We start from the raw sequence: 23,997 nt of genomic DNA on the forward strand, positions 1-23,997 counted from the left end.
AGTTCCTTTCTGACGGTAAGGTTTACGTCCACCACCAGAAACTTCGCTGCGTCCTTTTGTGTCAGCTGTTCCCTGACGACGACTTGCCTGCTGCATTACCAATGCATCAAACAAGCTCTGCTGATTTGGTTCAATTCCAAATACGGCATCGTTAAGTTCCATTGAACCAACGACAGCACCAGTTTGGTTAATAACGTCGATTGTAGCCATTATTCTTGAACCTCCTTAGTAGCACTGTAGTCAATTAAAGTTACTGGTTCTTTGTCACCCTTAGAAGTCTTAGCAGTGCGAACCATTACTAATCCTTTTTTAGGTCCAGGAACATTTCCTTTAATTAACAAGTAGTTATTTTCCTTATCAACTTTGATAACTGTCAAGTTAGGGTTAGTTGTTGTATAACCACCTTCCTGACCAGCCATGATAGTACCCTTCATGATACGTCCCTGACGTGAAGTGATACCGTTAGTAGCCAATGAACCGATGTGTCTAATGTTCTTAGAACCACCGTGTGATTTTGGCCCCTGGTGAGCATTGTTACGAACGATAGTACCGTTGTAACCTTTACCCTTGCTAGTTCCAATAACGTCAACTGTTTCACCAGCTGCGAAGATTGTTACGTCAATTAAATCACCAACGTTAACATCCATATCGCAGTTACGTACTTCTTTGATAAAGCGTTTTGGACTAGTGTTTGCTTTTTTGCAGTGTCCGATGTTTGCTTTTGTAGTACGTTTTTCTTTGATTTCTTCAAATCCTAACTGAACTGCATCATATCCATCACTCTGTGCTGTTTTCTTCTGTAAAACAACGTTTGGAGTTGCTTCAACTACAGTTACCGGGATCAAGACACCATCTTCTGTGAAGACCTGTGTCATTCCTAATTTTCTTCCTAAAAGTCCTTTCATCTCAAGACACCTCCATTAAAGTTTAATTTCGATGTCCACACCACTTGGAAGTTCCAATCTCTGTAATGAATCGATTGTTTCCTTAGTAGGTGCAACGATCTCAATTAAACGTTTGTGTGTACGCATTTCGAATTGTTCACGTGAATCTTTGTATTTGTGAACAGCACGAAGAATTGTTACAACCTGTTTTTCCGTTGGTAACGGTACGGGACCAACAACTTTTTTAGCTCCGTGTTTAGTTGCAGCTTCGACGATTTTTTTAGCACTATCATCCAAGATGCGATGTTCATACGCTTTTAAGCGAATTCTCATAGTATTTTTTGCCATGTTTTACTCCTTTCGTTTATTCTAGATAAACATGCTCCATACGAATTACCTGACTCCACCCATGACAACGCTTTTCAGTGGGTCAGCAACCTCGCACTTCCTCGCAATGCCCATAGAGTTTACCATAAATAAAAAGGGCATGCAAGCCTTATTTTTAAAAGATTTTTAAGTAATGTCAAACACTTAAATCCAACCCTTTTTTATGTGTTTTTTCTACTAATTTCTATCCAATTTCATATATTTAATGATTTTTTATTTCATAAACTTTCCTAGTAAAAAAAGCTTTCGGTTTTATCCGAAAGCTTAAGATTAAATCGTAAATTCATCCAACATCTTCTCGAATTTCTTCTTTGATACAAAATGTGCGATAAACAAGATGATCAAAGAGAAATCAAATGATACTGGAAGCCATATCTTTAATAAGAAGCACAATACAAAACTTGCTATATCCAAATATAAGTAATCTCTAGATGCCGTATAGCGTTTAACCAAACGATACTTGATCTTCATATTACGATATAAGAATACGATTGATAAAGCACCTACGATACCATCTACCCAAATATTAAACAAGAATTTTCCTGTCAATATCGCTACCAGGAAAAAAACCAATAATGTTCCTGTCATAACTATAACGATACCAGACATTACAAATTTACCTTTATCACTTTGAACCACTTGCTCCACCATCTTCTTAAAAGAAGAACTTTTTGGCCATGAGCGAAAATCACGAGTTAAATTGGAATCAAGTTTAATTTGATCAAGGCGATCTTCCTGAGCATATTTTTCACACTGATCAAAATAATATCTAGCTAAAATATCTTTTTTTGCTGATGTAAAATCTTTCTTATCTAATGTATCTAGAAGTCGTTTGGCTTCTTTTTCTTTGATCTGTGCACTTTCAGGCAAGCTTGCCTGTACATCCAGCCACTTATATTTTGTATAATCGATCATTATTCGTAAATGATCCCTTCAGCTTCATCAATTTTTACATTTGTATTATAGAAAGCTGTCAAAGATTCAACTGCATACCCTGTATCTTTGATACCAGCTGTTTCATAACATGAATGCATAGCCAACTGAGGAAGACCAAAGTCAACAGCATGCACACTTACCTGTGTATTTGACAAGTTGCCAAGAGTAGATCCACCCACTACATCTGAGCGGTTTGCAAATGTCTGTACCGGCACACCTGCTTTATTACAGATACCTGTGAACAAGGCACGGCTGAAAGCATCTGTTGTATATTTCTGGTTTGCACTTTCTTTGATGACGATACCCTTATTCATATATGAACAGTTTACCTGGTCTGTCTTTTCTGGATGGTTTGGATGAACAGCATGTGCATTATCGCAGCTTACCAGGAATGATCTTGCGACTGCCTGATAATATTCATCCGCTGTTTTTCCTAGACAACCATTTACTCTTTGAAGAACATCATACAAGAATGTAGACATTGCACCTTGTTTTGTATTTGAACCAACTTCTTCATTATCGAAACAAGCATATACATTAACGGCATGATCATTATTTGAATCTAAGAAAGCTTTCAAAGATACGAATGCACACTGCAAGTCATCTAATTTAGGTGTTGATACAAATTCATCCTTCAATCCCCAGATAACTGGTTTTTGACGGTTTACCAAGAATAGGTCTTTTGCAAGGATCTGAGATACTTCTACCCCTAACTCATCAGCAACCATTTGATCAAAAGCACCTTTTTTCAATTCACCTGTAGAGAATAATGGGCAAAGATCAATCTGGCGATTATAAGAATAACCATTGTTGATTTCACGATTGAAGTGAATTGCGACATTTGGAATGATCAAGATATCTTTATCAATATAAAGAAGTTTACTTTCAACTTTATTTCCTGTCTGCACCAATACACGACCAGCTACAGTCAATGGGCGATCAAACCATGTTGAATCGATCATGCCACCATAAGCTTCTACATCTAAACGTAGATATTCACCCTGTCCTGTTAATTCAGGAACGCTTTTTACTTTATATGTAGGTGAATCAGAATGTGATGCAGTCATCTGGAAATGATAATCATCCAATTCTTTTCCTACTTTAAAAGCAACAACACTTGAATGATTGCGGATCGTATAATATTTTCCACCTTTTTCAACTGTCCATGTTTTTCCTTCTGGTAAATAAGTAAATCCATCCTTATCTAAATATGTACGAATTGTTTTGATTGAATGAAACATACTTGGGCTGTCTTGAATAAATGACAGTAATTCTTTTGTAATTTCAATATTGTTCATTTTGTGAATCCTCCCTTTTTCAAGAATACCATTATTCTTCATAAAAGAAAAGAAACCAGCTCAAAAACCGGTTTCTTTTTATCGATGATCTTAAGCTTCTTTTGCGTCCTGAGCTTTACGAATAGCTGGCAAGATCAATCCTAATGCTGTTAACACGAATGGAGTAACAACGTTAAGGATCATTGTGAACATATCATCAGAATACATACCTAAGATACAGCAAGCCAATGTTACGATAAAACACCAAGCACCGAATACCATACCTACAGTTCTATTCTTAACAAACTTATATTCACGTTTAAATTTTTCTCCAGCTTTAACAAGCATAAAGTACGCGAAGAATGTCCATAAGTAACGAAGAGGCATACATACAGAGTTCAATTTATTCAACTGAGCCAATACTTCTGCAGCACCTGAACCCATCATTTGAACTACGATGATTGCTCCTGAAAGAATAACTACCATCCAAATACCATTGATATAAGCACCAACATCGTTCTGTTTCAATAATTGTTTTGGAACATACTGACGAGTATTTGGATCATCAAGCAACATACGTAATGGAGCATCGATACTTACTACTAATGTAGAGAACTGTCCGATAGCATTACATGCAGCATAAATAATCATTAACAAGTTACCAACACCATAGTATTCTCCAAGTTTTTCAAATGCCCAATATGCACCATTAGCGATATAAGCAGTTTGAGATTCTGCAGATGCGAATACAACTTCAGGATCAAACATCATACCCATAGCAATAGTACCGAAAATTGCACAAATGATAACCATGATAGCAGCGAAGATCATACTCTTAGGGAACTGTTTTCCAGGGTTTCCTTCAACTTTATTGATATAAGGAGAAATCTTTTCGATACCACCAACAGCAAATACCAAGATAGACAAGTTTGTAAAATAGCTTACATCGAATGTTGGAATCAAGTTATCCAAGCTGAAGTCCATATTAACAAATCCACCATTAGGGTTGATAACTGGAGCAGCAAACATCAATAAGATGTAAAGAATACTCATAACAAACATACTAGAACCTGCTAAAGTAGCAAGTTTCTTCAATGGGTTCAAACCACGGCTTGCAACCCAGCAGAAGAACAAGAATACTGCCAAAGTAGCTAACTGTACGTACAATGTAGGGAATGTATCGTAAGTTTCTGCATTTTGGAACACCATCCAGCTCAACGCTTTCAAACCACCAGAACCTTTTGATGCGATATAAGTTACATGGCATGCCCAATAAGTCCATCCTGCATAATACGCAACTTTTGAACCAGTAGTTTCACGGACCCAAGAAGTAACACCACCACCTAGATCTTTAAATGCTGAACCTAACTCACCAACCATTAACGCATTTGGTACGAAGTAAAGAGCAAACATCAAGATCCAAGAGAAGATTACCTGGATTCCATTGAAGTACATAAATCCATTTACGACATTTCCAAATCCCCATAGAGTTGAGAAACACATAAATGAAAGCATGTACCATTTGATTTTCTTTTGAGAATTATCCATTATATAGTTCTCTCCTTTCAATACGTACACATATAATCACATATTATTGATAAAATGTCAAAGAAACGTTGAAAAAAAGTTAAAGATATTTGCACAAATGTTAAATATCCTTGAACTTTTTGACAATTTTTTATGTTTTTTTCAATGATTTACTTTTTCTAAACCCTCATTTTCATTTTCAAGATATGCCAACCCTATTTCAATATCTGTTGAAAAATCAATAGGAAGACATTTTACCTTTCCTTGCCAGACTTTTGCAATCAAGCTATGCTCAACACTAATCCCCAATCCGGCTTCTACCATCGTATATGTAACAAACACATCTTTTGTTGCCAGCCTGGTGTTTGGAACTATGTGATATTTTTTAAAGATTCTAGCATAATCTGTATTCTCACCAACATGGGTTGCGATAAAAGGCTCCTTTTTTAACTGTTCAATCAAAATTGAATTCTTTTTTGCAAGTTTATGATTTTCGGATACCCATGCAACAAGCTTATCCTTATATAAAGGAATCCACTTATGATTACCTTCTCGTTTAGAAATAATACAAGCATCTATTTCATGATTTTCAACAGATTTTAATAGATTTGAACTATAATCGTGAATCAACTCTATTTCAATTTTAGAATAAACTTTTTGAAATTCTTTTGTAATATCTCCTAACCAACTAAGATACGCATGGTGTGCACATCCTATCTTAATTCTTCCTTGTGGTTGTTCTGATATCGTTTCTACTTATTTATCACACATCTCATTTTGTTCTACCAATTGACGAATCGAAGGAAGGATATCAAGACATTTTTTTGTAGAAATTACTCCTCCCCGATTTCGATATAATAACTTTAAACCTATATCATGTTCAAAAGTTGACATCATTTTGCTGATTCCTGAAGTTGTGATATTTAGCTTTCCCGCTGCGGCAAAAAGACTTCCAGTATCTATCGCATAAATCAATGCCCTACACCTATCGATATCCATATCTGATCCTCCTGACTAAAAAATACTACCTAAAAATGAGAAAAAGAAGGAGCGTTCCTTCTTCTATCTCTTACATTTTGCATAAGCCTCTTCCAAGAATCTAGTGTCAAGATCATTATCTCGAAATCCTTGTTCAACTCTTCTATAATACGATTCAGATGGAGTTGAAATCTCATATGACGGATCCATTTCATAAAAGAAAGCTTGTTTAATGCTTCCATCATCCATGAAAACATCACATTTACTACGTCCATACAATTTAGGATATTCTTCATATTCATCTAAAGATTTTAAATCATTTTCCGAAATTTTAAACAAACATACATTTACTTTTTTTGCAGAGTTAGGTCGAACATTCAAATATGCTCTTCCTGCTTCACCACAAAATAAAAGTTCATATCCTTCAATGGTTCCTGTTCCTTCATGCTTAGCATCAGGACAACGTTTTTTCATTTCTTCTAAATTCATATTACTGCCATATGCAGCATAATAAAGATCTAAATACTTTATATTACTCATCATCTACACCTTATCTTTCTGTATCGGCTTTATGCAAAACCAAAGTTCCATAACCATTTTTGTCGCCTTTCGAAAACGCCTCTTACGATAATGATACACTTCCAGATCTTGCCATGCATCATCTTGATCAAAGTCCTGATATGGAAGCCAATCTTGATAAAACTTCTTTCTTAATTCTGCGACTTTAGCTGGCAACAAGGCTTGAGTATGATATTTGACTGGAACTTTTACAATCCACTGCCCTTTTTCAATTTTTAAAGAAGCCATCTGTTTGTTTGCTTTTTCAGTCATATCTCCCATAAATAACTTTTTGCTTGATGTCGCAACCACTGTATAAACAGGTTTTTTTAAATGTTTGATTTGAGGTTTGATTTTTGCATATTTTTTACTGATAGTCTTTAAATCTTCAAACAATGTATCTGAATTTGTTTCCATCATTACCCCTGAAAGATAGATAGTCTCATCCAATTGTTGAGGATCAAACATTAATGCGTTGTTCCTCCTTGTGCCATGATATCTGTTGGATTTTCTATAATGGCTTCAATACTTAACTCTATACCTCTAGCAATATCATTTAGATTCATGCCTGGTGTTCCAGCTGGCTGATTGACAGTTTGACTTGTAGCATATGGTACATGCATAAAACCACCCTTTATATTTGGATATTTTGTATTTAAGGCATGCAGTACACAATACAACATGGCATTACATACATAGGTACCAGCTGTATAACTAACGGATGCAGGAATACCATTTTCTTTCATTTTTTCAACCATAGCATATACTGGTAATTGAGTAAAATATGCTGCAGGTCCACCCTCAACTAAAGGTTGATTGAAAGGCTGATCTCCATCATTATCTGGTATTCTTGCCTGTGCGTAATTGATTCCTACAAATTCTGGAGTTATTTGTGAGCGCCCTCCAGCTTGACCGATACAGAATACATAATCTGGATGATATTTTTCAATCGCATCAATTGTTGCCTGAGGCCCTTTCTTAAATACTGTAGGAACTTCTAGTTTAATAATTTCGGCTCCTTCAATACAATCTGGAATTAATTTTACTGCTTCAAAAGCAGGGTTTATTTTTTCTCCTCCGAATGGATCGAAACCTGTAACTAATATCTTCATGTCAAACCTCCTAAGATAAAATGATCATCATAACAGTTTGGATAACCAGCATGATTACTGCAATCAAAATCTGATTCTTAATAACTCCGTTATTATCCTTCATCTCCAACACCGCGACTGGAACCATATTAAAGTTAGCAGCCATCGGTGTACATAAAGTACCACAATAACCACAAGTTAGAGCTAGAGAGCCTACAATTACCGGGTCAGCGCCATAAGCTAGTACAAAAGGCGCACCAATTCCAACGGTCATGACCGTGATAGCTGCAAATGCATTTCCCATAATCATTGTAAATAAGGCCATACCAACACAATAAACGATCATACCAATAACGATATTACCTTCTGGAATTACGTTGGCAACCAAACCTGAAAGAACATCGCCTACTCCAGCAGCAGTAAATACCGATCCTAAAGCAGCCAGCAATGTAGGTAACATGCTCAATGGGCCAACAATATCCATCATCCTGCGACAATCATGCATGATAATAGACGGTGTATTGTCTTTAGAATAAGCCAATAGCATAATAAAGGCTACTAATACACCAACACCCATACCTACTAAAGGAGAAATTGGAGTTACCAAAGCAAAGGCTAGAGCACATACACCTATTGATAATGCAGGTATAAAAATTTTCATACCAATTTTTTTGTAATTTTTCTCTGTTTCCTCGTTAGATGGTGCCGGTTCAGAACCTACCCCAACTTGTTTTAATATTGGACTCAATACCATCAAAACCATTAATATACCCGTATACAAAGGTGGAATCCATGGTCCAATCACAAACATTAATCCAAGCAAAAACCAGAAAATAAACGAACCATATCGTTTCTTATTCTCTTTATCCTGTAAATTTCTAAAAGCTACATACAAAGTAATTAAACCTATCACAAAATATAATACTTCAAGAAGCTTATCTGACATTGTGATATCTACACTCATAAAATATTCAATAGGATTTGTCATGACTAGGCTCCTTTCTTATATTGTTTCATTAATCGTTTATCTTTTATATAATAGTAAACAATTGCACAACCAACTGCCATTATAGCTACTGGGATCTGAACAGAAGCTAAATCAATTAATTCCACCTCATATCCAAGATCTGCTAAAGTAGACTGTACAAGTAACATACCACTCGTACCAACAAACAACACCTGTCCAAAGAACCAGGCAACATTATCCATACCAGCAGACATTCCTTTTAACTGTTCTAGATGGTCTTCATTGATCTCATAACCTTCTTTTTCAACAGCCGCTTCAGCCATTGGCATTACAATTGGTCGAATAAATCCAGCCGATCCACCAAAACTGATATTAAACGCTGCAAAAATAAGACGGAAAACGCCATAAATGCCTACCACCATACCAGCTGAAGCCCCTTTAAACTTTTTCATCAATGCTGCAGCAGCTTGTTTCAAGCCATTTCTCTCTAATGTACCTGTAACTACCAATACAATAATAAAAGTACACATACTTCGATTCGAAACAAAACTAGAACCTAGTGTTTCCAAAAAAGTTACCAAGTCCATTCCACCAACTAGGGCCGTAACAACTGCAGCAACCATTATGATCAAGATTGAATCCATTTTTAATACGAACCCTATGATTACAATTAAAATTCCTAATAGTTTAAGTAATTCCATATTCAGCATCCTTTCTGCACTGAATTATATAAAAAATGTAAATTTTTTTCAATGTAATGTGATTTATTTTCATTATTTTTCCATAAATTTATTGCATTTTAATCAAGAAAAAAAGAGAGTCAACGCTCTCTTATAGATATTGTGATATCTATTAAGTATTTGACTCTCTTAAACTAACTTAAAATAAATTAAGCAATGATTTCGATAACGTTTCCGGCACCAACTGTACGTCCACCTTCACGGATAGAGAATTTAGTACCGTTTTCGATAGCGATTGGGTGAATCAATTCAACATTCATTTCAATGTTGTCACCAGGCATAACCATGTCAGTTCCTTCTGGTAATGTGATTACACCAGTTACGTCAGTTGTACGGAAATAGAACTGAGGACGGTAGTTAGATACGAATGGAGTGTGACGTCCACCTTCTTCTTTAGTTAATACGTAAACCTGAGCTTTGAAAGTTGTGTGTGGGTGTACACTTCCAGGTTTAGCAAGAACCTGTCCACGCTGAATATCAGTACGAGCAACACCACGTAACAATGCACCGATGTTGTCACCAGCCTGAGCTTCATCCAACTGTTTGTGGAACATTTCAAGTCCTGTCAATACTGATTTAGAAGTTTCACGGATACCAACGATTTCAACTTCATCGCCTAAGTGAGCAGTACCACGTTCAACACGTCCAGTAGCAACTGTACCACGTCCAGAAATTGTCATAACATCTTCAATTGCCATCAAGAATGGTTTGTCGATATCACGTTCTGGATCTGGAATCCAGCTATCTACAGCATCCATCAATTCATCGATAGCTGCTTCGTATTTAGGATCGCCTTCAAGAGCTTTCAATGCAGATCCACGAATGATTGGAGTTTCATCTCCATCGAATCCATATTCGTTAAGAAGTTCACGAACTTCCATTTCTACAAGGTCGATCAATTCTTCGTCATCAACCATATCACATTTGTTCAAGAATACAACGATGTAAGGTACACCTACCTGACGAGCAAGCAAGATGTGCTCACGAGTCTGAGGCATAGGACCATCAGATGCAGCAACTACAAGGATAGCACCATCCATCTGTGCAGCACCAGTGATCATGTTTTTTACGTAGTCAGCATGACCTGGGCAGTCTACGTGTGCATAGTGACGTTTTTCAGTCTGGTATTCAACGTGAGCAGTGTTAATTGTGATTCCACGTTCTTTTTCTTCTGGAGCACCGTCGATTTCATCGTATGCTTCTGCTTTAGCCATACCTTTCTTAGCTAATACGCTAGTAATAGCAGCTGTTAATGTTGTTTTACCGTGGTCAACGTGACCGATAGTACCAATATTAACATGGGTTTTACTTCTGTCAAATTTTTCCTTAGCCATTTAAATTTCCTCCTAAATATGCTATACATGCAAAATTATTGTAATTCAATAATCCTTTAAAAGCAACTAGTTTTCTTTTGAATTCTCTTTAATGATCTTTTCTGCAATGCTCTTTGGCACTTCTGCATAATGATCAAACTTCATAGAGTAAGTTCCACGTCCCTGAGTGAAGCTACGCAAGTCAGTTACATAACCAAACATTTCTGACAATGGAATGTGTGCACGTACGATAACGGCATTTCCACGTTCTTCCTGTTCAGTGATCTGTCCACGACGACTTGATACGTCACCCATAACGCTACCTAAGTATTCATTAGGTGCAGTTACTTCAACAAACATGATTGGTTCCAAGATAACTGGTTTACATTTTTTAGCAGCTTCACGTAAAGCCATGCTAGCAGCAATCTTGTATGCCATTTCACTTGAATCGACATCATGGTAAGAACCATCAAATAATGTAGCTTTGATATCGATTACTGGATAACCAGCGATGATACCATTTTCAAGTGCAGCTTCCAAACCTTCCATTGTAGGTTTGATATATTCTCTTGGCACTGTACCACCAACGATTGCATCAACGAATTCAAATCCTTTACCTTCTTCATTAGGTTCAAATTTGATCCATACGTGACCATACTGTCCACGACCACCTGACTGACGGATATATTTACCTTCACATTCAGCAGCCTGACGAATTGTTTCACGATAAGCAACCTGTGGTTTACCAATGTTTGCTTCTACTTTAAACTCACGACGAAGACGATCAACGATGATATCAAGGTGAAGTTCACCTACACCAGCGATAATTGTCTGTCCTGTTTCTTCATTTGTATATGTTTTGAAAGTAGGGTCTTCTTCTGCCAATTTAGCTAAAGCCAATCCCATCTTATCCTGGTCAGCTTTTGTTTTTGGTTCCAAAGACAATTCGATAACTGGTTCAGGGAATTCCATAGATTCAAGGATGATTGGATCCTTTTCATCACATAAAGTATCACCTGTAGTAGTTACCTTTAAACCAACAGCAGCAGCGATATCCCCTGCCCATACCTGGTCAATTTCTTTACGGCTGTTAGCATGCATCTGCACGATACGACCGAAACGTTCTTTTTTACCTTTTGAAGAGTTCAATACATAGCTTCCTGCTGTAGCTGTACCTGAGTACACACGGAAGAATGAAAGCTTACCAACAAATGGGTCTGTCATGATCTTGAACGCAAGAGCTGAGAAAGGTTCTTCATCACTAGAATGACGAACAGCATCTTCCCCATCCAATGTTGTACCTTTGATTGATGGTACATCTGTTGGAGCTGGCAAGTAATCAACAACAGCATCCAATACTAACTGAACACCTTTGTTCTTGTAAGCAGATCCACAAAGTACTGGGAAGAAATCACCAGCACAAACGGCAATACGTAAAACACGTTTGATTTCGTCAATTGATGGTTCTTCACCTTCCAATACCTGCATCATGAAATCTTCATCATAATCAGCAAGATATTCTAATAATTTAGTACGATATTCTTCTACCTGATCAACCATATCTTCAGGAACTTCACTAGTCGTAATATTACGTCCATAGTCTCCACTGAAATGATATGTTTTTCTTTCAATAATATCGATAATTGCTTCAAAATCGCTTTCAGCACCGATTGGCAACTGAATTGGGCATGATTTTGCACCTAAACGATCAATGATCGTGTTGCAAGACATAATGAAGTCAGCACCCGTAGCATCCATTTTGTTAACGAATACAATACGAGGAACTCCATAAGTCGTAGCCTGACGCCAAACAGTTTCAGTCTGAGGTTCAACACCTGCTTTAGCATCAAGTACTGTAACCGCACCATCCAATACACGCAAAGAACGTTCTACTTCGACAGTGAAGTCTACGTGGCCCGGTGTATCGATGATATTGATACGGCATTCTTCACCTGTACCATCTAGTTTTTTCCAATGGCAAGTTGTAGCAGCTGAAGTGATTGTAATACCACGTTCTTGTTCCTGCTCCATCCAGTCCATTGTACTAGCACCATCGTGTGTTTCACCGATTTTGTGATTTACACCTGAATAATAAAGGATACGTTCAGTTGTTGTAGTTTTTCCAGCATCGATGTGCGCCATGATACCGATATTACGAGTATTCTGTAAACTATATTCTCTAGGCATTCAACTGACTCTCCTTTCTTACCAACGGTAATGAGCAAATGCTTTATTTGCTTCTGCCATTTTATGTGTATCCTCACGTTTTTTAACACTAGCACCTGTTCCGTTAGATGCATCGATGATTTCAGCAGCTAAACGCTGTTCCATCGTCTTTTCATTACGTAAACGTGCATAATTTACGATCCAACGAAGACCTAAAGTTAAACGACGTTCATCGCTTACTTCAACTGGTACCTGATAGTTAGCACCACCTACACGTCTAACTTTTAATTCAAGCTGAGGCATAACATTTTCCAATGCTTGTTCGAAAACTTCCATTGGCTGTTTACCTGTTTTTACTTCTACAATTTCAAACGCGTTGTACAAAATAGTTTGTGCAACCCCTTTTTTACCATCAATCATGATTTTGTTGATCAAACGAGTAACCAACTTGGAGTTATACATTGGGTCTACTAATACGTCACGTTTGGCAATGTGTCCTTTTCTAGGCATTTAATTTCCTCCTTTCACGATTGATTTATTTCTTAGGTTTTTTAGTTCCATATAAAGAACGAGATTGTTTACGGTCGTTTACACCTGCACAGTCAAGTGTACCACGTACGATATGGTAACGAACACCTGGCAAGTCTTTAACACGTCCACCACGAATCAAAACAACACTATGCTCCTGTAAGTTGTGTCCGATTCCTGGAATATAAGCAGTAACTTCCATTCCATTGCTCAAACGAACACGGGCATATTTACGAAGTGCTGAGTTCGGTTTCTTTGGTGTCATTGTACCAACACGAGTACAAACTCCACGTTTCTGAGGGCTTGACAAGTTTGTTGGCTTAGACTGCAATGAGTTGTAACCACGATTCAAAGCTGGTGACTTTGAAACGTTTTGACTGGCCTTACGACCTTTACGAATCAACTGGTTGATTGTAGGCATAAGATCCTCCTTTCAAAATCTTCTAAACACACGCTTCCAGGTGTGTCTTTTTCATCCGTTTAATAAAGGCTCTTAAAAAGAACCTAATTTACGCATGCACGTTAAGATTACACTTTTGATACTTAAATGTCAAATCTTTTTTTATTTTTTTTGCACAAAAAGAGCATAGTTAAAAAACTATGCTTTATAAACCTATTAACCTGCAAAACGCACATCAATATTTCCATTTGATGATTCTAAACTTAATTTTTTATTTGCTCCATGATTGCCTTCTGTTTCTATCGAATGTGAAGTAGAAATATCACCAACATTTGTAGTTCCATTCTCATTTTCTAACTCATATCTATAGTCTTCAAATTTGCCACTTAGCTCTGCATCAATATTACCATTAGAACTATCTAAAGAAACTATATTGAAGTTTATTGTTTTGGCTTCGATATTACCATTTTCACAACTTACTTCTATATTGTTACCGACCATATTTTCTACAGTAACATTTCCTGAATCACATTCAATATCGAAATTTGCATTTTCATCTGCTACTTCAATAATAACCTTTTTACTCGTCTCATCACGAGTCGAATTTACTTTAACCTCAACCTTATTTTCATTACTGTTGACATTTACTTCCCTATCATACAATTCGTTAAATATGATTTTGTTTGAATTTCCTTGTCGTATCAACACAGAACAATTTGTTTCTAATTCTATTTTATTGATTTGAGGGAATGTATAGTCTGCCGCTAGCATTTCTTCACTTGAAAAAACTTGTGTATTCTTATTATTAATTATCACTTTATCAACAACATGGAACGTATAAAAGCCAAGAACAAATTTCAATAAAACCCCAATTATTATAAATGCCGCAATCACTCCGACTATTATGAAAGGTAATTTAGATTTCTTTCTTGAAGTTTTCGATATTTCATTTGATACATTTTTCATTTGATACTTAAACTCTGGTGGCGTTATTTTTTGTTTAAACGATTCATCACTTTTTAATTGTTCGGCGAATTCTTCTGGAGTACCTAACTCTTTTATAATTTGTTCAACATCTTTATCTTGAGCGTCTTCAAAATATTCTCGGCAATACGCAAGTGCTTCTTCTTTTTCCTTTGGATCCATGCCCTCGAGAAGTTTTTCTAGTCTTTCTAAATATGTTTCTTTTGTCATTTTAATTCCCCTTTCCGCAACAATGAATCTACGTTCTGACTAAAATGTGTCCATTCCTTTATATTATCCAAGTGTTTTAGCTTTCCTTTAGCACTTAAATGATAATACCGACGATTTCTTCCCATGTATTCTTGATCATATGTTTCAAGATATCCTTCCTTCATCAAACGTCTTAATACGGGATATAAAGTTGATTCACTAACACTCATCACATTACGAACTTCTTGTGTAAGCTTATAGCCATAGGTATCTTCATCTGCCAAGACACCTAATACACAAGCTTCTAAAAGTCCTGCTCCTAATTGAAATGCCATAATATCACCTCTTTAATAATATTATATTTCATATAGTATTATATTTCAATCATATTGCTAATATAAAAGACACAAAATGTATTTTATTTTGTATAATAGTATCAAGTAAGAAAAGAGGTTTTAAGATGAAACATAAAATTGCTTTTTTTGATATGGACGGGACACTTTATCAAACTGAAAATGATATTATCCAGGATTCTGCTCTAGAAGCTATCGATATGCTTCGAAAAGAAGGCTATACCGTATGTGCTGCAACCGGAAGACCTTTAAATCAAATGAAACTTATATTAGAAAGAGTTCATTTTGATTATTATGTACTTATCAATGGCAGCTATATCCTTGATAAAGATTTTAATGAGATTTCTGCTTATCCGATTAAAAAAGAAAACGTTGAAAAACTCGTTAAACTTTGTGCAGATGAAAAATATGGATTAATGTTCCATTTTGGAGATGCTACATATATTTATAATGATTTCTACCCTATGTATTATTTCTGTAAATACTGTAATGTGTTAGATTCATTGTTCTATGATCCAAATCAAGCATTCCACAAACGCCATCGTGTATTTAATGCCGTAGTATTGACCAAAGATGATCAAAAACTAAAACATTTTATGGAAGATCATCCTGAGCTTAGAAAAGATTTAATCAATGTAAAGACCGATGGTTTCTGTTACGATATTTTCAATGCTGACAATGATAAAGCTAAAGGAATCGAAGCTATTCTGGAAAAAGAAGGTCTAACATGGAAAGATACTATTTGTTTTGGTGACAGCACCAATGATATTCATATGTTAGAAAAAGCTGACATTGGCGTTGCCATGGGAAATGCTAGTGATTATGTTAAGAGCTTTGCTAACTTCTCGACAACTACGACCTATGATAATGGTATCTATAATGCAGTAAAGAAAATCTTAGAGGAAGAAAAAGACTAAATTATGTTTCTTTTTCCTTGGATTTTTAAAGAAAATAAATTAAAATATATCTCGTATTAGGCAATAGCCTTGATCCACGTTTGTTAGGGAAAATCATTTCTCCTGCCAAACGTGTTTTTTTGTGAAATTGGAGGAAGAATTATGTCAGTATTAAAATCAATTATTCCTGTCATGATAGGAAACATCATTTATGCCTTGGTCGTAAAACTTTTTATTCTACCAACAAATTTAATGAGTTCAGGTACTACCGGTATCGCCTTATTGGCAAATCACTTTTTAGGAATCCCTGTCTCATTTTTTATCTTAATATTTAATGTCTGCATGTTGATCCTTGGATTAATCGTCTTGGGAAAGAAATTTGCAATGACAACAATTGTCAGTACTTTAATGTATCCAATTGCTCTTGAATTCTTTAATCAGACATTGGGAGAATTTGTAATTACGAACAATGAATTATTGAACACGATCTTTGCCGGACTAGGCATTGGTCTAGCTTTAGGCATTGTAATAAGAAGTGGTGCCAGCACCGGCGGTATGGATATTCCTCCACTTGTGTTAAATCATTTTTTCAGAATTCCAGTATCCGTAAGCCTATATGTCTTTGACTTTATCATCCTTTCAAGTCAGTCTTTATACAATCCGCTTGAAAGATTGTTGTATGGTATTATCTTGATCCTGCTTACATCCATTGTATTAGATAAAGTCTTGTTAATGGGTACAACAAAAACCGAAGTAAAGATCATTAGCCCTAAATTTGAAAAAATTGCTGAAGAGATCTTATCCGAAATGGATCGTGGTGTTACGCTATTAAACGCCAGAGGTGGATATCTAAAAAATGAACATAGCGTTGTCTTAAGTGTTGTATCCAATCGTGAACTTCCAAAAATCGAAAAACTAGTTAGAGCCTTAGATCCAGATGCATTCATGATCGTTAGTCGTGTCAGTGAAGTTTGGGGACGTGGTTTTTCTACTAAGAAAAAATATCAATAAAAAAGATCAAACATCTTAAAGATATTTGACCATAATTAAGCCTTTATCAACCTAAGATAGAGGCTTATTTATTAAATATTGAATCTTATCAAGATATTTTTGACAACGATCATAATCCTTTTGACTTGGATTTTTGATACGGGTAATATCTGAATTGTGCTTCATATCCGCCAACTTAACCTTTTTGGCAATAGGATTTCTTATCACTCGATCAATATAAACATCATAAGACTCGTTTTTTTGTTTAGTTAAGGCTTTTAGAGCTTCTATGATTTGATTAGGAAACCCATATTCTTTTAAATCATCAAAGCTAATATTAGTATCTTCTACAACATCATGCAAATAGGCCACTGCTTTTTCTATATCTGTATCCATCATAGAAGCTACCGCTTTAGGATGTTCAATATAGTCGTTTCCACCTTTATCTTTTTGGCCTAGATGTGCTTTTTTCGCTAATGCGTATGCTCTTTGTGCATACATAACTTACCTATAGATATGAAATTACTAGAGCCACAAGCCCGCACGCAACCATGACTTTAATCGGCCCTGTTTTAAATTTTCTCAATACTATAAAAGCTCCAATAAATAAAATCAAGCTTTCTATATTAAGAGCACTCAACGAAACAGCACCTTCTGGCCAAAAACAGGCTATGATCATTGATACTCCGCTAGCCGCAATTAGAGCTGTAACCGCAGGACGAAGACCTTTTAAGATTGCTTTAACACTTCTTAATTGTCGATACTTATAATAAAACCAAGCCAGAAACAAAACAATCACAAAACTAGGCAATACTGTTCCTAATGTACTTACAATTGCTCCTGGCACTCCAGCAATTTTCGTCCCTACAAAAGTTGCAGCATTAATTGCTATGGGTCCCGGTGTCATTTGTGAAATCGTTACAATATCTCCAAACTCTCGTACTGTAAGCCAATGATTTAAATCTACAACTTGATTTTGAATGATAGGTAAAGCCGCATACCCTCCACCAATACTTAATAATCCGACTTGAAGGAAGCTTAACAATAATTGTATCAATATCATTTTACTTCCCCTCTTTTCTTTTCAAATATATATCCTGCAATGCCACATCCAAGTATGATCAATAATAAATGTACATTAAAGACAACACTTAACAAGAAAGCAACAAGCATCAATACAATATATATCGCCTCACCTTGCGAGACGATATCTTTTGCCATTTTATAAACCACATCACAGATTACAGCACAGACTCCAGCTTGCATTCCAAATAAGATTGTTTGAATCGCTTCAACTTGAATAAACCAGTCGTAGCATAAAGTAATAATAGAAATCACTAAAAAAGGTGGAAGAACCGTCCCAAACACCGAGACGATTGCCCCAACAACTCCTTGTATGCGATATCCAATTATGATTGAAGCATTGATTGCAATTGCTCCTGGAGATGATTGCGCTATAGCCACAAGATCCATCATTTCATATTTATCGATCCATTCATACTCTTCCACAAACTTCTTTTGCATCAAAGGAACGATCACATATCCTCCACCAAAAGTAAATGCACTTAATGAAAATGTGGATCGAAATAGTTGAAATAACACTTTATAATCTATCTTCATAATCCTATTCCTTCCTAAAAGAAAATACAAAAATAAAAATGGCCCAAATGTATTTTCTTTTTCCGTACATAGTATACCTAATGTTATCTTAAGATAAAAGAAAGATTTATTTAATATAACATCAAACAAAAGAAAAAAGCCTTCATCATACGATAAAGGCTTAAAGATCTTTAAAATCGATTTTACTTAACTTCTACAGAAGCACCAGCATCCATCAATTTCTTTTTGATTTCTTCTGCTTCTTCTGGAGAGATGTTTTCTTTGATTGCAGCAGGAGCACCGTCTACTAATTTCTTAGCATCAACTAGTCCTAAACCTGTGATTTCACGTACTGCTTTGATTACAGCAACTTTTGTTCCACCAACATCAGTTAATGTAACAGTTACTTCTGTAGGTCCTGCAGCTTCTTCAGCAGCACCTGCAGCAGGAGCAGCAACAGCAGCAGCTGCAACTACACCGAATTTTTCTTCGATTGCGCTTACCAAGTCGTTTAGTTCAAGAATTGTAGCTTCTTCTAAGTAAGCAAGAATATCTTCATGAGTTAATTTAGCCATTTTTCTTTTCCTCCTATAAATTATTCAGCAGCTGCCTCAACAGCTGGTTCAGCAGTTTCTTCTGCCGGTTTTACTTCTTCAGCCTTTACAGTTCCATTTTCTTTAGCTTCAGCTAATGCCTTAATAGTCATAGCGAACTTAATTACTGGAGCATTCAAGCAAGAAGCGAATTTAGCCAACATACCTTCTTTGTTAGGTAATGATGACAATTTTTTAATTGTATCAGTGTCAACCATTGACCCATCAACAATACCAGTTTTTAACACCAAGTTTTCGTGGTTTTTAGCAAATTTAGCTAATACACGAGCTGGAGCAACTGGATCCTTACCAAACGCTAATGCGTTAGGACCAACCAATCCTTCGCTGAAATCGTTGTATCCAAGTTTTTCACTTGCGCGGCGAGCGATTGCATTTTTGTATACCTTAAGTTCAACATCTTCTTCACGTAATGCGCGACGAAGTTCTGTTACTTCAGCAACAGTCAAACCACGGTATTCAACAAGTACAACTGAACTTGCTGCTTCCATTTTTTCAGCTAAGGCGTTAACGTCAGCTTCCTTTTTTGCAAGGATATCTTTGTTCATTCGTTCCACCTCTTCTTTCTTTTATTGCAACAATATTCGAAAGAAAAGCCCATACCAAAGTACGGGCTTTACAATGCAAAAACAATACTTACTGCATCAACCCTCGGTAACATGATTAAGCTTTCGCCGTTACTGTCTTTGGAATATTGATAACAATCAAATTCTAAATGTTCTTTACTGCTTTGTCAAACTATTTTTCAATAGTGACTTTAATTCCAGGACCCATTGTAGTAGAAAGAACTAAATTTTTCATGTAAGCTCCTTTTACTGTAGTTGGGCGTGCTTTTGCAATCGTGTTGTAGATTGCACGGAAGTTTTCAACAAGCTTGTCTTCTTCAAAGCTCACTTTACCGATCATAACATTGATGTTTCCTTCTTTGTCAACACGGTAAGTAACTTTACCTTTCTTGATTTCATCAACAGCTTTTGCAACATCCATTGTTACAGTTCCTGTTTTAGGGTTTGGCATTAAACCTTTAGGTCCTAAAACACGTCCTAATTTACCTAACTGACCCATCATATCTGGAGTAGCTACCAATACATCAAAATCGAACCAACCTTTTTGGATTTTTTCGATGATGTCAGCTCCGCCTACAAAGTCAGCACCTGCTTCTTTAGCAGCTTTTTCTTTGTCACCTTGTGCGACTACACATACACGCTGTGTTTTACCAGTTCCATTTGGCAATACCATTGCACCACGAATCTGCTGATCAGCATGACGTGGGTCAACATTTAAACGGAAACTTACTTCAACACTTGCGTCAAATTTAACTGTACTTGATTTTTTTGCTAATGCTACTGCTTCTTCGATTGAATAAGTTTTTTCAGAATCAACCAATTTAGCAGCTTCAGCATATCTCTTACTTACTTTTGCCATTTCGATTCCTCCTATTCAAATCCTTCAATTTTAATACCCATGTTACGAGCAGTACCAGCTACGATCTTCATAGCTGCTTCAATGTCATTAGCATTCAAATCTGGCATCTTGTATTCAGCGATTTCTTTTAACTGATCTACTGTGATAGTACCAGCGATTTGTTTCTGGTCTCCACTAGCCTTCTGAATGTTTGCTGCTTTCTTTAACAAGTTTGCAGCTGGAGTCGTTTTCAATACGAAATCAAAGCTTTTGTCTTCGTAAGCTGTAATGATTACAGGAACGATATCTCCTTTACGATCTTTTGTTGCGTCGTTAAATGCTGTACAGAACTGTGGCATATTGATACCAGCACTTGCCAATGCAGGACCTGGTTTAGCTCCGCCAGCCATAAATTGCAACTTACAAACCTTTGCAACTTTCTTTTTAGCCATAAGACACACCTCCTATTTTGGTCTTATGCAGTGGTCTTAACGAGTGGGTTGCGCACTCTGCCACGCATGCTAATCTATAATACAAAATTAAATAACCGATTTCAAGGCTTTTTTTGTAAATATAAGCATAAAATCCAAACATTTATCATTTTATCCTTTTCATCACGCTTAATATATTCTATACTTGTCTTGTAGCAGAGTAAAAATATGAGCGTTAAGTGTTCTAAACACGGGGAGTTGGTTTAGAAACGAAAAGATTTTCTTGCGGTTCATATTTTGCATCCCGCTGTTGTGATGAAAAAAAGAACCTCCTTTTTTCCATTCACAATATGGAAAAGGAGGTATTTTTATATGAAACAATACTTTGTTATGTTAAACGAGAATGCACGCTCAATTAAAAATGTGCACGTGATCGTTGGTGTCAGCTTATTTTTCGCATTAAACGTTATCATGAACCTGTTTGTATCGGTATATATTACACCGGAAATCAAAGTTGGTTTTGCCAGCATTGCCACAGCTGCAAGTTGTTATTTCTATGGACCAATTCCAAATCTAATCGTTGCCCCACTTTTAGACTTTGTTAACTTCATTGTTAAACCAAGTGGAACTTACTTTCCAATCTTTATGATCAGCACTTTTGCTACGGCAGCTATTTTCTCTTTCTTCTTTTATGGACAAGACAAAGTTTCTTTAAAGCGAGTAATATTGGCACGACTTAGCTATGACATCATCGTTAGTTTATTCTTAAACTCACTCTTTACTTCAATGCTTTGGGGAACTCCATTCTGGGCAATTGTTTCACCAAAGATTGTAAAAAATCTTATCTGTCTGCCAATTCAAGTAGTCGTTCTATACCTAACAATGAAAACTTGTACGCAGCTAAAGCCTAGACTTAAAGCTTAATTTTTAAGACATCTCCTACAAAATAAAGAGATCCACACAAAAGAATATTTTCTTTTGTGTTTTTTATTATTGTTTCCAGTTCATCAAATTCAATAATAGGCAATCCAAGATGCTCTAATGGATAAAGTCGATCTGTATCGAAACGAACCAATACGATATCTTTTGTAAGCTTTTTTAATTCTTCGATCATATCCGATGCATCTTTTTCTTTTAATACAGAAAAATAAATCGTCCCATCAAATGATTGAAGTTCATTTACCAAAGCTTTGATACCTGGAACATTGTGCGCTCCATCCACTAAAACATATGGATCCTCTCTTAGCACACTAAATCGTCCTAACCAGTTAAAATTATCCAGCACTTCCTGAATATGCTTGCTGCTAATGGAGTAACCTAGCACAAATAAAGTTTCCAAGGCTAAAATCATATTGTCAATTTGATATTCTGGGATCTTCGCAAAATAATCAACACCGTTGTATACGATCTTATATCCATCTTTTGTCTTGGAGATATCAGACAAAGACACAAATCCTAACATGACATTTAAATAATCGGCAACCAGTTCCATTACTTTTTGACAGGCAGGATCCTTCTCTGTCGTTAATGCGATCGCATTCGGTTTAAAAATGCCGGATTTTTCATAAGCAATTTGTTCTAAGGTATCCCCTAAAAACTCTTGATGATCTAAACCTACATTCGTAATCAAAGTGGCCATATAGTCTAGTGAAGTTGTCGCATCAAGCCTTCCACCAAGCCCAACTTCTATGATGGCAACATCTACATTTTGTTCAATAAAGTATACTAAAGCCATCCAAAGATCAATTTCAAACATCGTTAACTGTTTTTCTTCAAAAAATGCATCCCAAATATCATAAATCCTTCCCCAATCCTCTAATGAGATATCCTTTGAATCAATTTGTATCCTCTCCATATGAGACACTAAATGAGGTGAAGTAAACATACCCGTTTTATAGTCTTCGCTTTGTAAAAACATAGAAAGCCACTTACAAGTGCTTCCTTTCCCATTTGTCCCTGCAACTTGAATCTTTTTTAAGCTTTTGTGTTCCGGTAGATATTCATCCAGCCATTTTCTAAAAAGAACCAAATCGTGATTCTTCCCTTTTTTGTTTTCCATTTTTTTAATTTTATCTTGTACATTCATAGTGGTATTATATCATTAGTCAAACAGAAATGAGGAATAATTATGATCATGAATAACGATTGGGACGCTCTATTTGATCAGGAGATCCAAAAAGAATATCTATTGAACCTTCGATATTTCTTAGCTCGTGAATATAAGACAAAACAAATCTTTCCGGCAAAAGAAAACATCTTTGCGGCATTTAAGACGACTTCTCTAAAAGATACAAAAGTTGTCATTTTAGGACAAGATCCCTATCACAATGTTGGACAGGCACAAGGATATGCCTTCTCTGTGCCATCCGATTTTCCTTTACCACCATCATTAAAAAATATTTATAAAGAATTAGAAAACGAATATCATGTACCGGTTCATAGAAGTGGCGATCTTACCGACTGGGCAAAACAAGGCGTGCTATTGATGAATACAGTATTGACCGTTGAAGCTCATAAAGCTTTTTCTCATAGTAAGATGGGATGGCAAAACTTTACAAACGAAGCTTTGCGATGGATCAATAAAAAAGATGGACCTGTAGTCTTCATGCTATGGGGAAACAGCGCGATCAATGCTAAAAAGTTTCTAGACAACCCAAAACATCTTGTACTAACATGTGCCCATCCATCTCCATTAAGCGCTTCAAGAGGATTCTTTGGTTGTAACCACTTTAGATTGGCCAACGAATACTTAGAAAGTTATGGAGAAACCCCAATCAAATGGATCTAA

At 36.1% G+C, this 23,997-nt stretch carries 31 protein-coding genes, 1 riboswitch and 1 other annotated feature; of the genes, 4 read left to right on the forward strand and 27 right to left on the reverse strand.

Features of this window, described 5'->3' with window-relative positions:
* From rplD to HMPREF0367_RS08480, 19 genes are all read right to left on the reverse strand, one after another.
* Positions 1 to 210: 50S ribosomal protein L4 (gene rplD / locus HMPREF0367_RS08390; protein WP_035403292.1), on the reverse strand; the 210-nt coding region annotated here is incomplete at its 3' end.
* Positions 210 to 905, reverse strand: a complete 696-nt coding sequence (gene rplC / locus HMPREF0367_RS08395; RefSeq protein ID WP_035403294.1) for a 50S ribosomal protein L3 — start codon at positions 903 to 905, stop codon at positions 210 to 212. The genes rplC and rplD, both read right to left, overlap by 1 nt.
* A 15-nt stretch (positions 906 to 920) precedes the next feature.
* Complete coding sequence (rpsJ, locus tag HMPREF0367_RS08400) at positions 921 to 1,232, reverse strand: 30S ribosomal protein S10 (RefSeq protein WP_015535569.1); 312 nt, start codon at positions 1,230 to 1,232, stop codon at positions 921 to 923.
* Positions 1,233 to 1,541: 309 nt separating this feature from the next.
* Positions 1,542 to 2,186 (reverse strand): hypothetical protein, encoded by a 645-nt coding sequence (locus tag HMPREF0367_RS10120; protein ID WP_051335232.1) that lies wholly within the window; start codon positions 2,184 to 2,186, stop codon positions 1,542 to 1,544.
* Positions 2,186 to 3,505, reverse strand: a complete 1,320-nt coding sequence (locus HMPREF0367_RS08410; RefSeq protein ID WP_035403296.1) for a M18 family aminopeptidase — start codon at positions 3,503 to 3,505, stop codon at positions 2,186 to 2,188. The genes HMPREF0367_RS10120 and HMPREF0367_RS08410 overlap by 1 nt, the downstream gene beginning before the upstream one ends.
* 90 nt (positions 3,506 to 3,595) lie before the next feature.
* Complete coding sequence (locus HMPREF0367_RS08415; protein WP_035403298.1) at positions 3,596 to 5,032, reverse strand: amino acid permease; 1,437 nt, start codon at positions 5,030 to 5,032, stop codon at positions 3,596 to 3,598.
* 141 nt (positions 5,033 to 5,173) lie between these two features.
* Complete coding sequence (locus HMPREF0367_RS08420; RefSeq protein WP_081683667.1) at positions 5,174 to 5,758, reverse strand: LysR family transcriptional regulator substrate-binding protein; 585 nt, start codon at positions 5,756 to 5,758, stop codon at positions 5,174 to 5,176.
* A gap of 9 nt (positions 5,759 to 5,767) precedes the next feature.
* A complete protein-coding gene (locus HMPREF0367_RS08425) occupies positions 5,768 to 6,010 on the reverse strand; it encodes a LysR family transcriptional regulator (RefSeq protein WP_035403303.1) in 243 nt (80 codons plus the stop codon).
* 63 nt (positions 6,011 to 6,073) lie between these two features.
* Complete coding sequence (locus HMPREF0367_RS08430) at positions 6,074 to 6,529, reverse strand: gamma-glutamylcyclotransferase family protein (RefSeq protein WP_035403384.1); 456 nt, start codon at positions 6,527 to 6,529, stop codon at positions 6,074 to 6,076.
* Positions 6,530 to 6,532: 3 nt separating this feature from the next.
* Entirely contained in the window at positions 6,533 to 7,015 is a 483-nt protein-coding gene (locus tag HMPREF0367_RS08435) for a hypothetical protein (protein WP_015535572.1), read from the reverse strand.
* A complete protein-coding gene (gene pcp / locus HMPREF0367_RS08440) occupies positions 7,015 to 7,659 on the reverse strand; it encodes a pyroglutamyl-peptidase I (protein WP_015535573.1) in 645 nt (214 codons plus the stop codon). Before pcp ends, HMPREF0367_RS08435 begins: the two co-directional genes overlap by 1 nt.
* 10 nt (positions 7,660 to 7,669) lie before the next feature.
* Positions 7,670 to 8,626 carry a DUF979 domain-containing protein gene (locus HMPREF0367_RS08445; RefSeq protein WP_035403305.1) on the reverse strand — a complete coding sequence of 319 codons (957 nt, stop codon included), beginning with the start codon at positions 8,624 to 8,626 and terminating at the stop codon, positions 7,670 to 7,672.
* Between the two features lie 2 nt (positions 8,627 to 8,628).
* Positions 8,629 to 9,306, reverse strand: coding sequence for a DUF969 domain-containing protein (locus tag HMPREF0367_RS08450; protein ID WP_035403308.1), 678 nt, complete (start codon positions 9,304 to 9,306; stop codon positions 8,629 to 8,631).
* 188 nt (positions 9,307 to 9,494) lie between these two features.
* Positions 9,495 to 10,679 (reverse strand): elongation factor Tu, encoded by a 1,185-nt coding sequence (gene tuf, locus HMPREF0367_RS08455; protein WP_022355616.1) that lies wholly within the window; start codon positions 10,677 to 10,679, stop codon positions 9,495 to 9,497.
* A gap of 66 nt (positions 10,680 to 10,745) precedes the next feature.
* The gene (fusA, locus tag HMPREF0367_RS08460; protein WP_015535578.1) at positions 10,746 to 12,845 is read right to left on the reverse strand and encodes an elongation factor G; all 2,100 of its coding nucleotides are present in this window, start codon (positions 12,843 to 12,845) and stop codon (positions 10,746 to 10,748) included.
* Positions 12,846 to 12,863: 18 nt separating this feature from the next.
* Positions 12,864 to 13,334: a 30S ribosomal protein S7 gene (rpsG, locus tag HMPREF0367_RS08465; RefSeq protein WP_015535579.1), complete on the reverse strand. Its 471-nt coding sequence runs from the start codon at positions 13,332 to 13,334 to the stop codon at positions 12,864 to 12,866.
* A gap of 25 nt (positions 13,335 to 13,359) precedes the next feature.
* Positions 13,360 to 13,773: a 30S ribosomal protein S12 gene (gene rpsL / locus HMPREF0367_RS08470; RefSeq protein WP_015535580.1), complete on the reverse strand. Its 414-nt coding sequence runs from the start codon at positions 13,771 to 13,773 to the stop codon at positions 13,360 to 13,362.
* Positions 13,774 to 13,968: 195 nt separating this feature from the next.
* Positions 13,969 to 14,946, reverse strand: a complete 978-nt coding sequence (locus HMPREF0367_RS10125; protein WP_051335233.1) for an HAAS signaling domain-containing protein — start codon at positions 14,944 to 14,946, stop codon at positions 13,969 to 13,971.
* Positions 14,943 to 15,260 carry a PadR family transcriptional regulator gene (locus HMPREF0367_RS08480; protein ID WP_015535582.1) on the reverse strand — a complete coding sequence of 106 codons (318 nt, stop codon included), beginning with the start codon at positions 15,258 to 15,260 and terminating at the stop codon, positions 14,943 to 14,945. Before HMPREF0367_RS08480 ends, HMPREF0367_RS10125 begins: the two co-directional genes overlap by 4 nt.
* Positions 15,261 to 15,385: 125 nt before the next feature.
* Here HMPREF0367_RS08480 and HMPREF0367_RS08485 point away from each other — a divergent pair, with 125 nt between their 5' ends.
* Positions 15,386 to 16,195 carry a Cof-type HAD-IIB family hydrolase gene (locus HMPREF0367_RS08485; protein ID WP_035403310.1) on the forward strand — a complete coding sequence of 270 codons (810 nt, stop codon included), beginning with the start codon at positions 15,386 to 15,388 and terminating at the stop codon, positions 16,193 to 16,195.
* 141 nt (positions 16,196 to 16,336) lie between these two features.
* Positions 16,337 to 17,185 carry a YitT family protein gene (locus HMPREF0367_RS08490; RefSeq protein WP_035403313.1) on the forward strand — a complete coding sequence of 283 codons (849 nt, stop codon included), beginning with the start codon at positions 16,337 to 16,339 and terminating at the stop codon, positions 17,183 to 17,185.
* Between the two features lie 51 nt (positions 17,186 to 17,236).
* Here the strand turns inward: HMPREF0367_RS08490 and HMPREF0367_RS08495 are convergent, their stop codons facing one another.
* The 7 genes from HMPREF0367_RS08495 to rplK form a co-directional block, all read right to left on the reverse strand.
* The gene (locus HMPREF0367_RS08495; RefSeq protein ID WP_035403315.1) at positions 17,237 to 17,665 is read right to left on the reverse strand and encodes an HD domain-containing protein; all 429 of its coding nucleotides are present in this window, start codon (positions 17,663 to 17,665) and stop codon (positions 17,237 to 17,239) included.
* Positions 17,666 to 17,672: 7 nt separating this feature from the next.
* A complete protein-coding gene (locus HMPREF0367_RS08500; protein WP_015535586.1) occupies positions 17,673 to 18,227 on the reverse strand; it encodes a chromate transporter in 555 nt (184 codons plus the stop codon).
* The gene (locus HMPREF0367_RS08505) at positions 18,224 to 18,784 is read right to left on the reverse strand and encodes a chromate transporter (protein WP_022355622.1); all 561 of its coding nucleotides are present in this window, start codon (positions 18,782 to 18,784) and stop codon (positions 18,224 to 18,226) included. The genes HMPREF0367_RS08500 and HMPREF0367_RS08505 overlap by 4 nt, the downstream gene beginning before the upstream one ends.
* A 182-nt stretch (positions 18,785 to 18,966) precedes the next feature.
* Complete coding sequence (gene rplL, locus HMPREF0367_RS08510) at positions 18,967 to 19,338, reverse strand: 50S ribosomal protein L7/L12 (RefSeq protein ID WP_015535588.1); 372 nt, start codon at positions 19,336 to 19,338, stop codon at positions 18,967 to 18,969.
* Between the two features lie 20 nt (positions 19,339 to 19,358).
* On the reverse strand, positions 19,359 to 19,922 hold the full coding sequence (gene rplJ, locus HMPREF0367_RS08515; RefSeq protein ID WP_015535589.1) for a 50S ribosomal protein L10: 564 nt from the start codon (positions 19,920 to 19,922) through the stop codon (positions 19,359 to 19,361).
* A gap of 32 nt (positions 19,923 to 19,954) precedes the next feature.
* Positions 19,955 to 20,082 (reverse strand) — a sequence feature (ribosomal protein L10 leader region).
* Positions 20,083 to 20,112: 30 nt separating this feature from the next.
* Positions 20,113 to 20,799, reverse strand: a complete 687-nt coding sequence (gene rplA, locus HMPREF0367_RS08520) for a 50S ribosomal protein L1 (RefSeq protein ID WP_015535590.1) — start codon at positions 20,797 to 20,799, stop codon at positions 20,113 to 20,115.
* An 11-nt stretch (positions 20,800 to 20,810) separates the two neighbouring features.
* On the reverse strand, positions 20,811 to 21,230 hold the full coding sequence (rplK, locus tag HMPREF0367_RS08525; RefSeq protein ID WP_015535591.1) for a 50S ribosomal protein L11: 420 nt from the start codon (positions 21,228 to 21,230) through the stop codon (positions 20,811 to 20,813).
* A gap of 193 nt (positions 21,231 to 21,423) precedes the next feature.
* Positions 21,424 to 21,521: riboswitch (THF riboswitch) on the forward strand.
* Positions 21,522 to 21,581: 60 nt separating this feature from the next.
* Here rplK and HMPREF0367_RS08530 point away from each other — a divergent pair.
* Positions 21,582 to 22,133 carry a folate family ECF transporter S component gene (locus HMPREF0367_RS08530; RefSeq protein WP_015535592.1) on the forward strand — a complete coding sequence of 184 codons (552 nt, stop codon included), beginning with the start codon at positions 21,582 to 21,584 and terminating at the stop codon, positions 22,131 to 22,133.
* Here the strand turns inward: HMPREF0367_RS08530 and HMPREF0367_RS08535 are convergent.
* Complete coding sequence (locus HMPREF0367_RS08535) at positions 22,123 to 23,295, reverse strand: bifunctional folylpolyglutamate synthase/dihydrofolate synthase (RefSeq protein WP_035403316.1); 1,173 nt, start codon at positions 23,293 to 23,295, stop codon at positions 22,123 to 22,125. The two genes, HMPREF0367_RS08530 and HMPREF0367_RS08535, sit on opposite strands and share 11 nt — an antisense overlap.
* A gap of 42 nt (positions 23,296 to 23,337) precedes the next feature.
* Between HMPREF0367_RS08535 and HMPREF0367_RS08540 the strand changes: the two genes are divergently transcribed.
* The gene (locus HMPREF0367_RS08540; protein WP_081683668.1) at positions 23,338 to 23,997 is read left to right on the forward strand and encodes a uracil-DNA glycosylase; all 660 of its coding nucleotides are present in this window, start codon (positions 23,338 to 23,340) and stop codon (positions 23,995 to 23,997) included.

Source organism: Faecalitalea cylindroides ATCC 27803, from assembly GCF_000469305.1.
In the GTDB taxonomy this organism is placed as follows: domain Bacteria; phylum Bacillota_I; class Bacilli_A; order Erysipelotrichales; family Erysipelotrichaceae; genus Faecalitalea; species Faecalitalea cylindroides.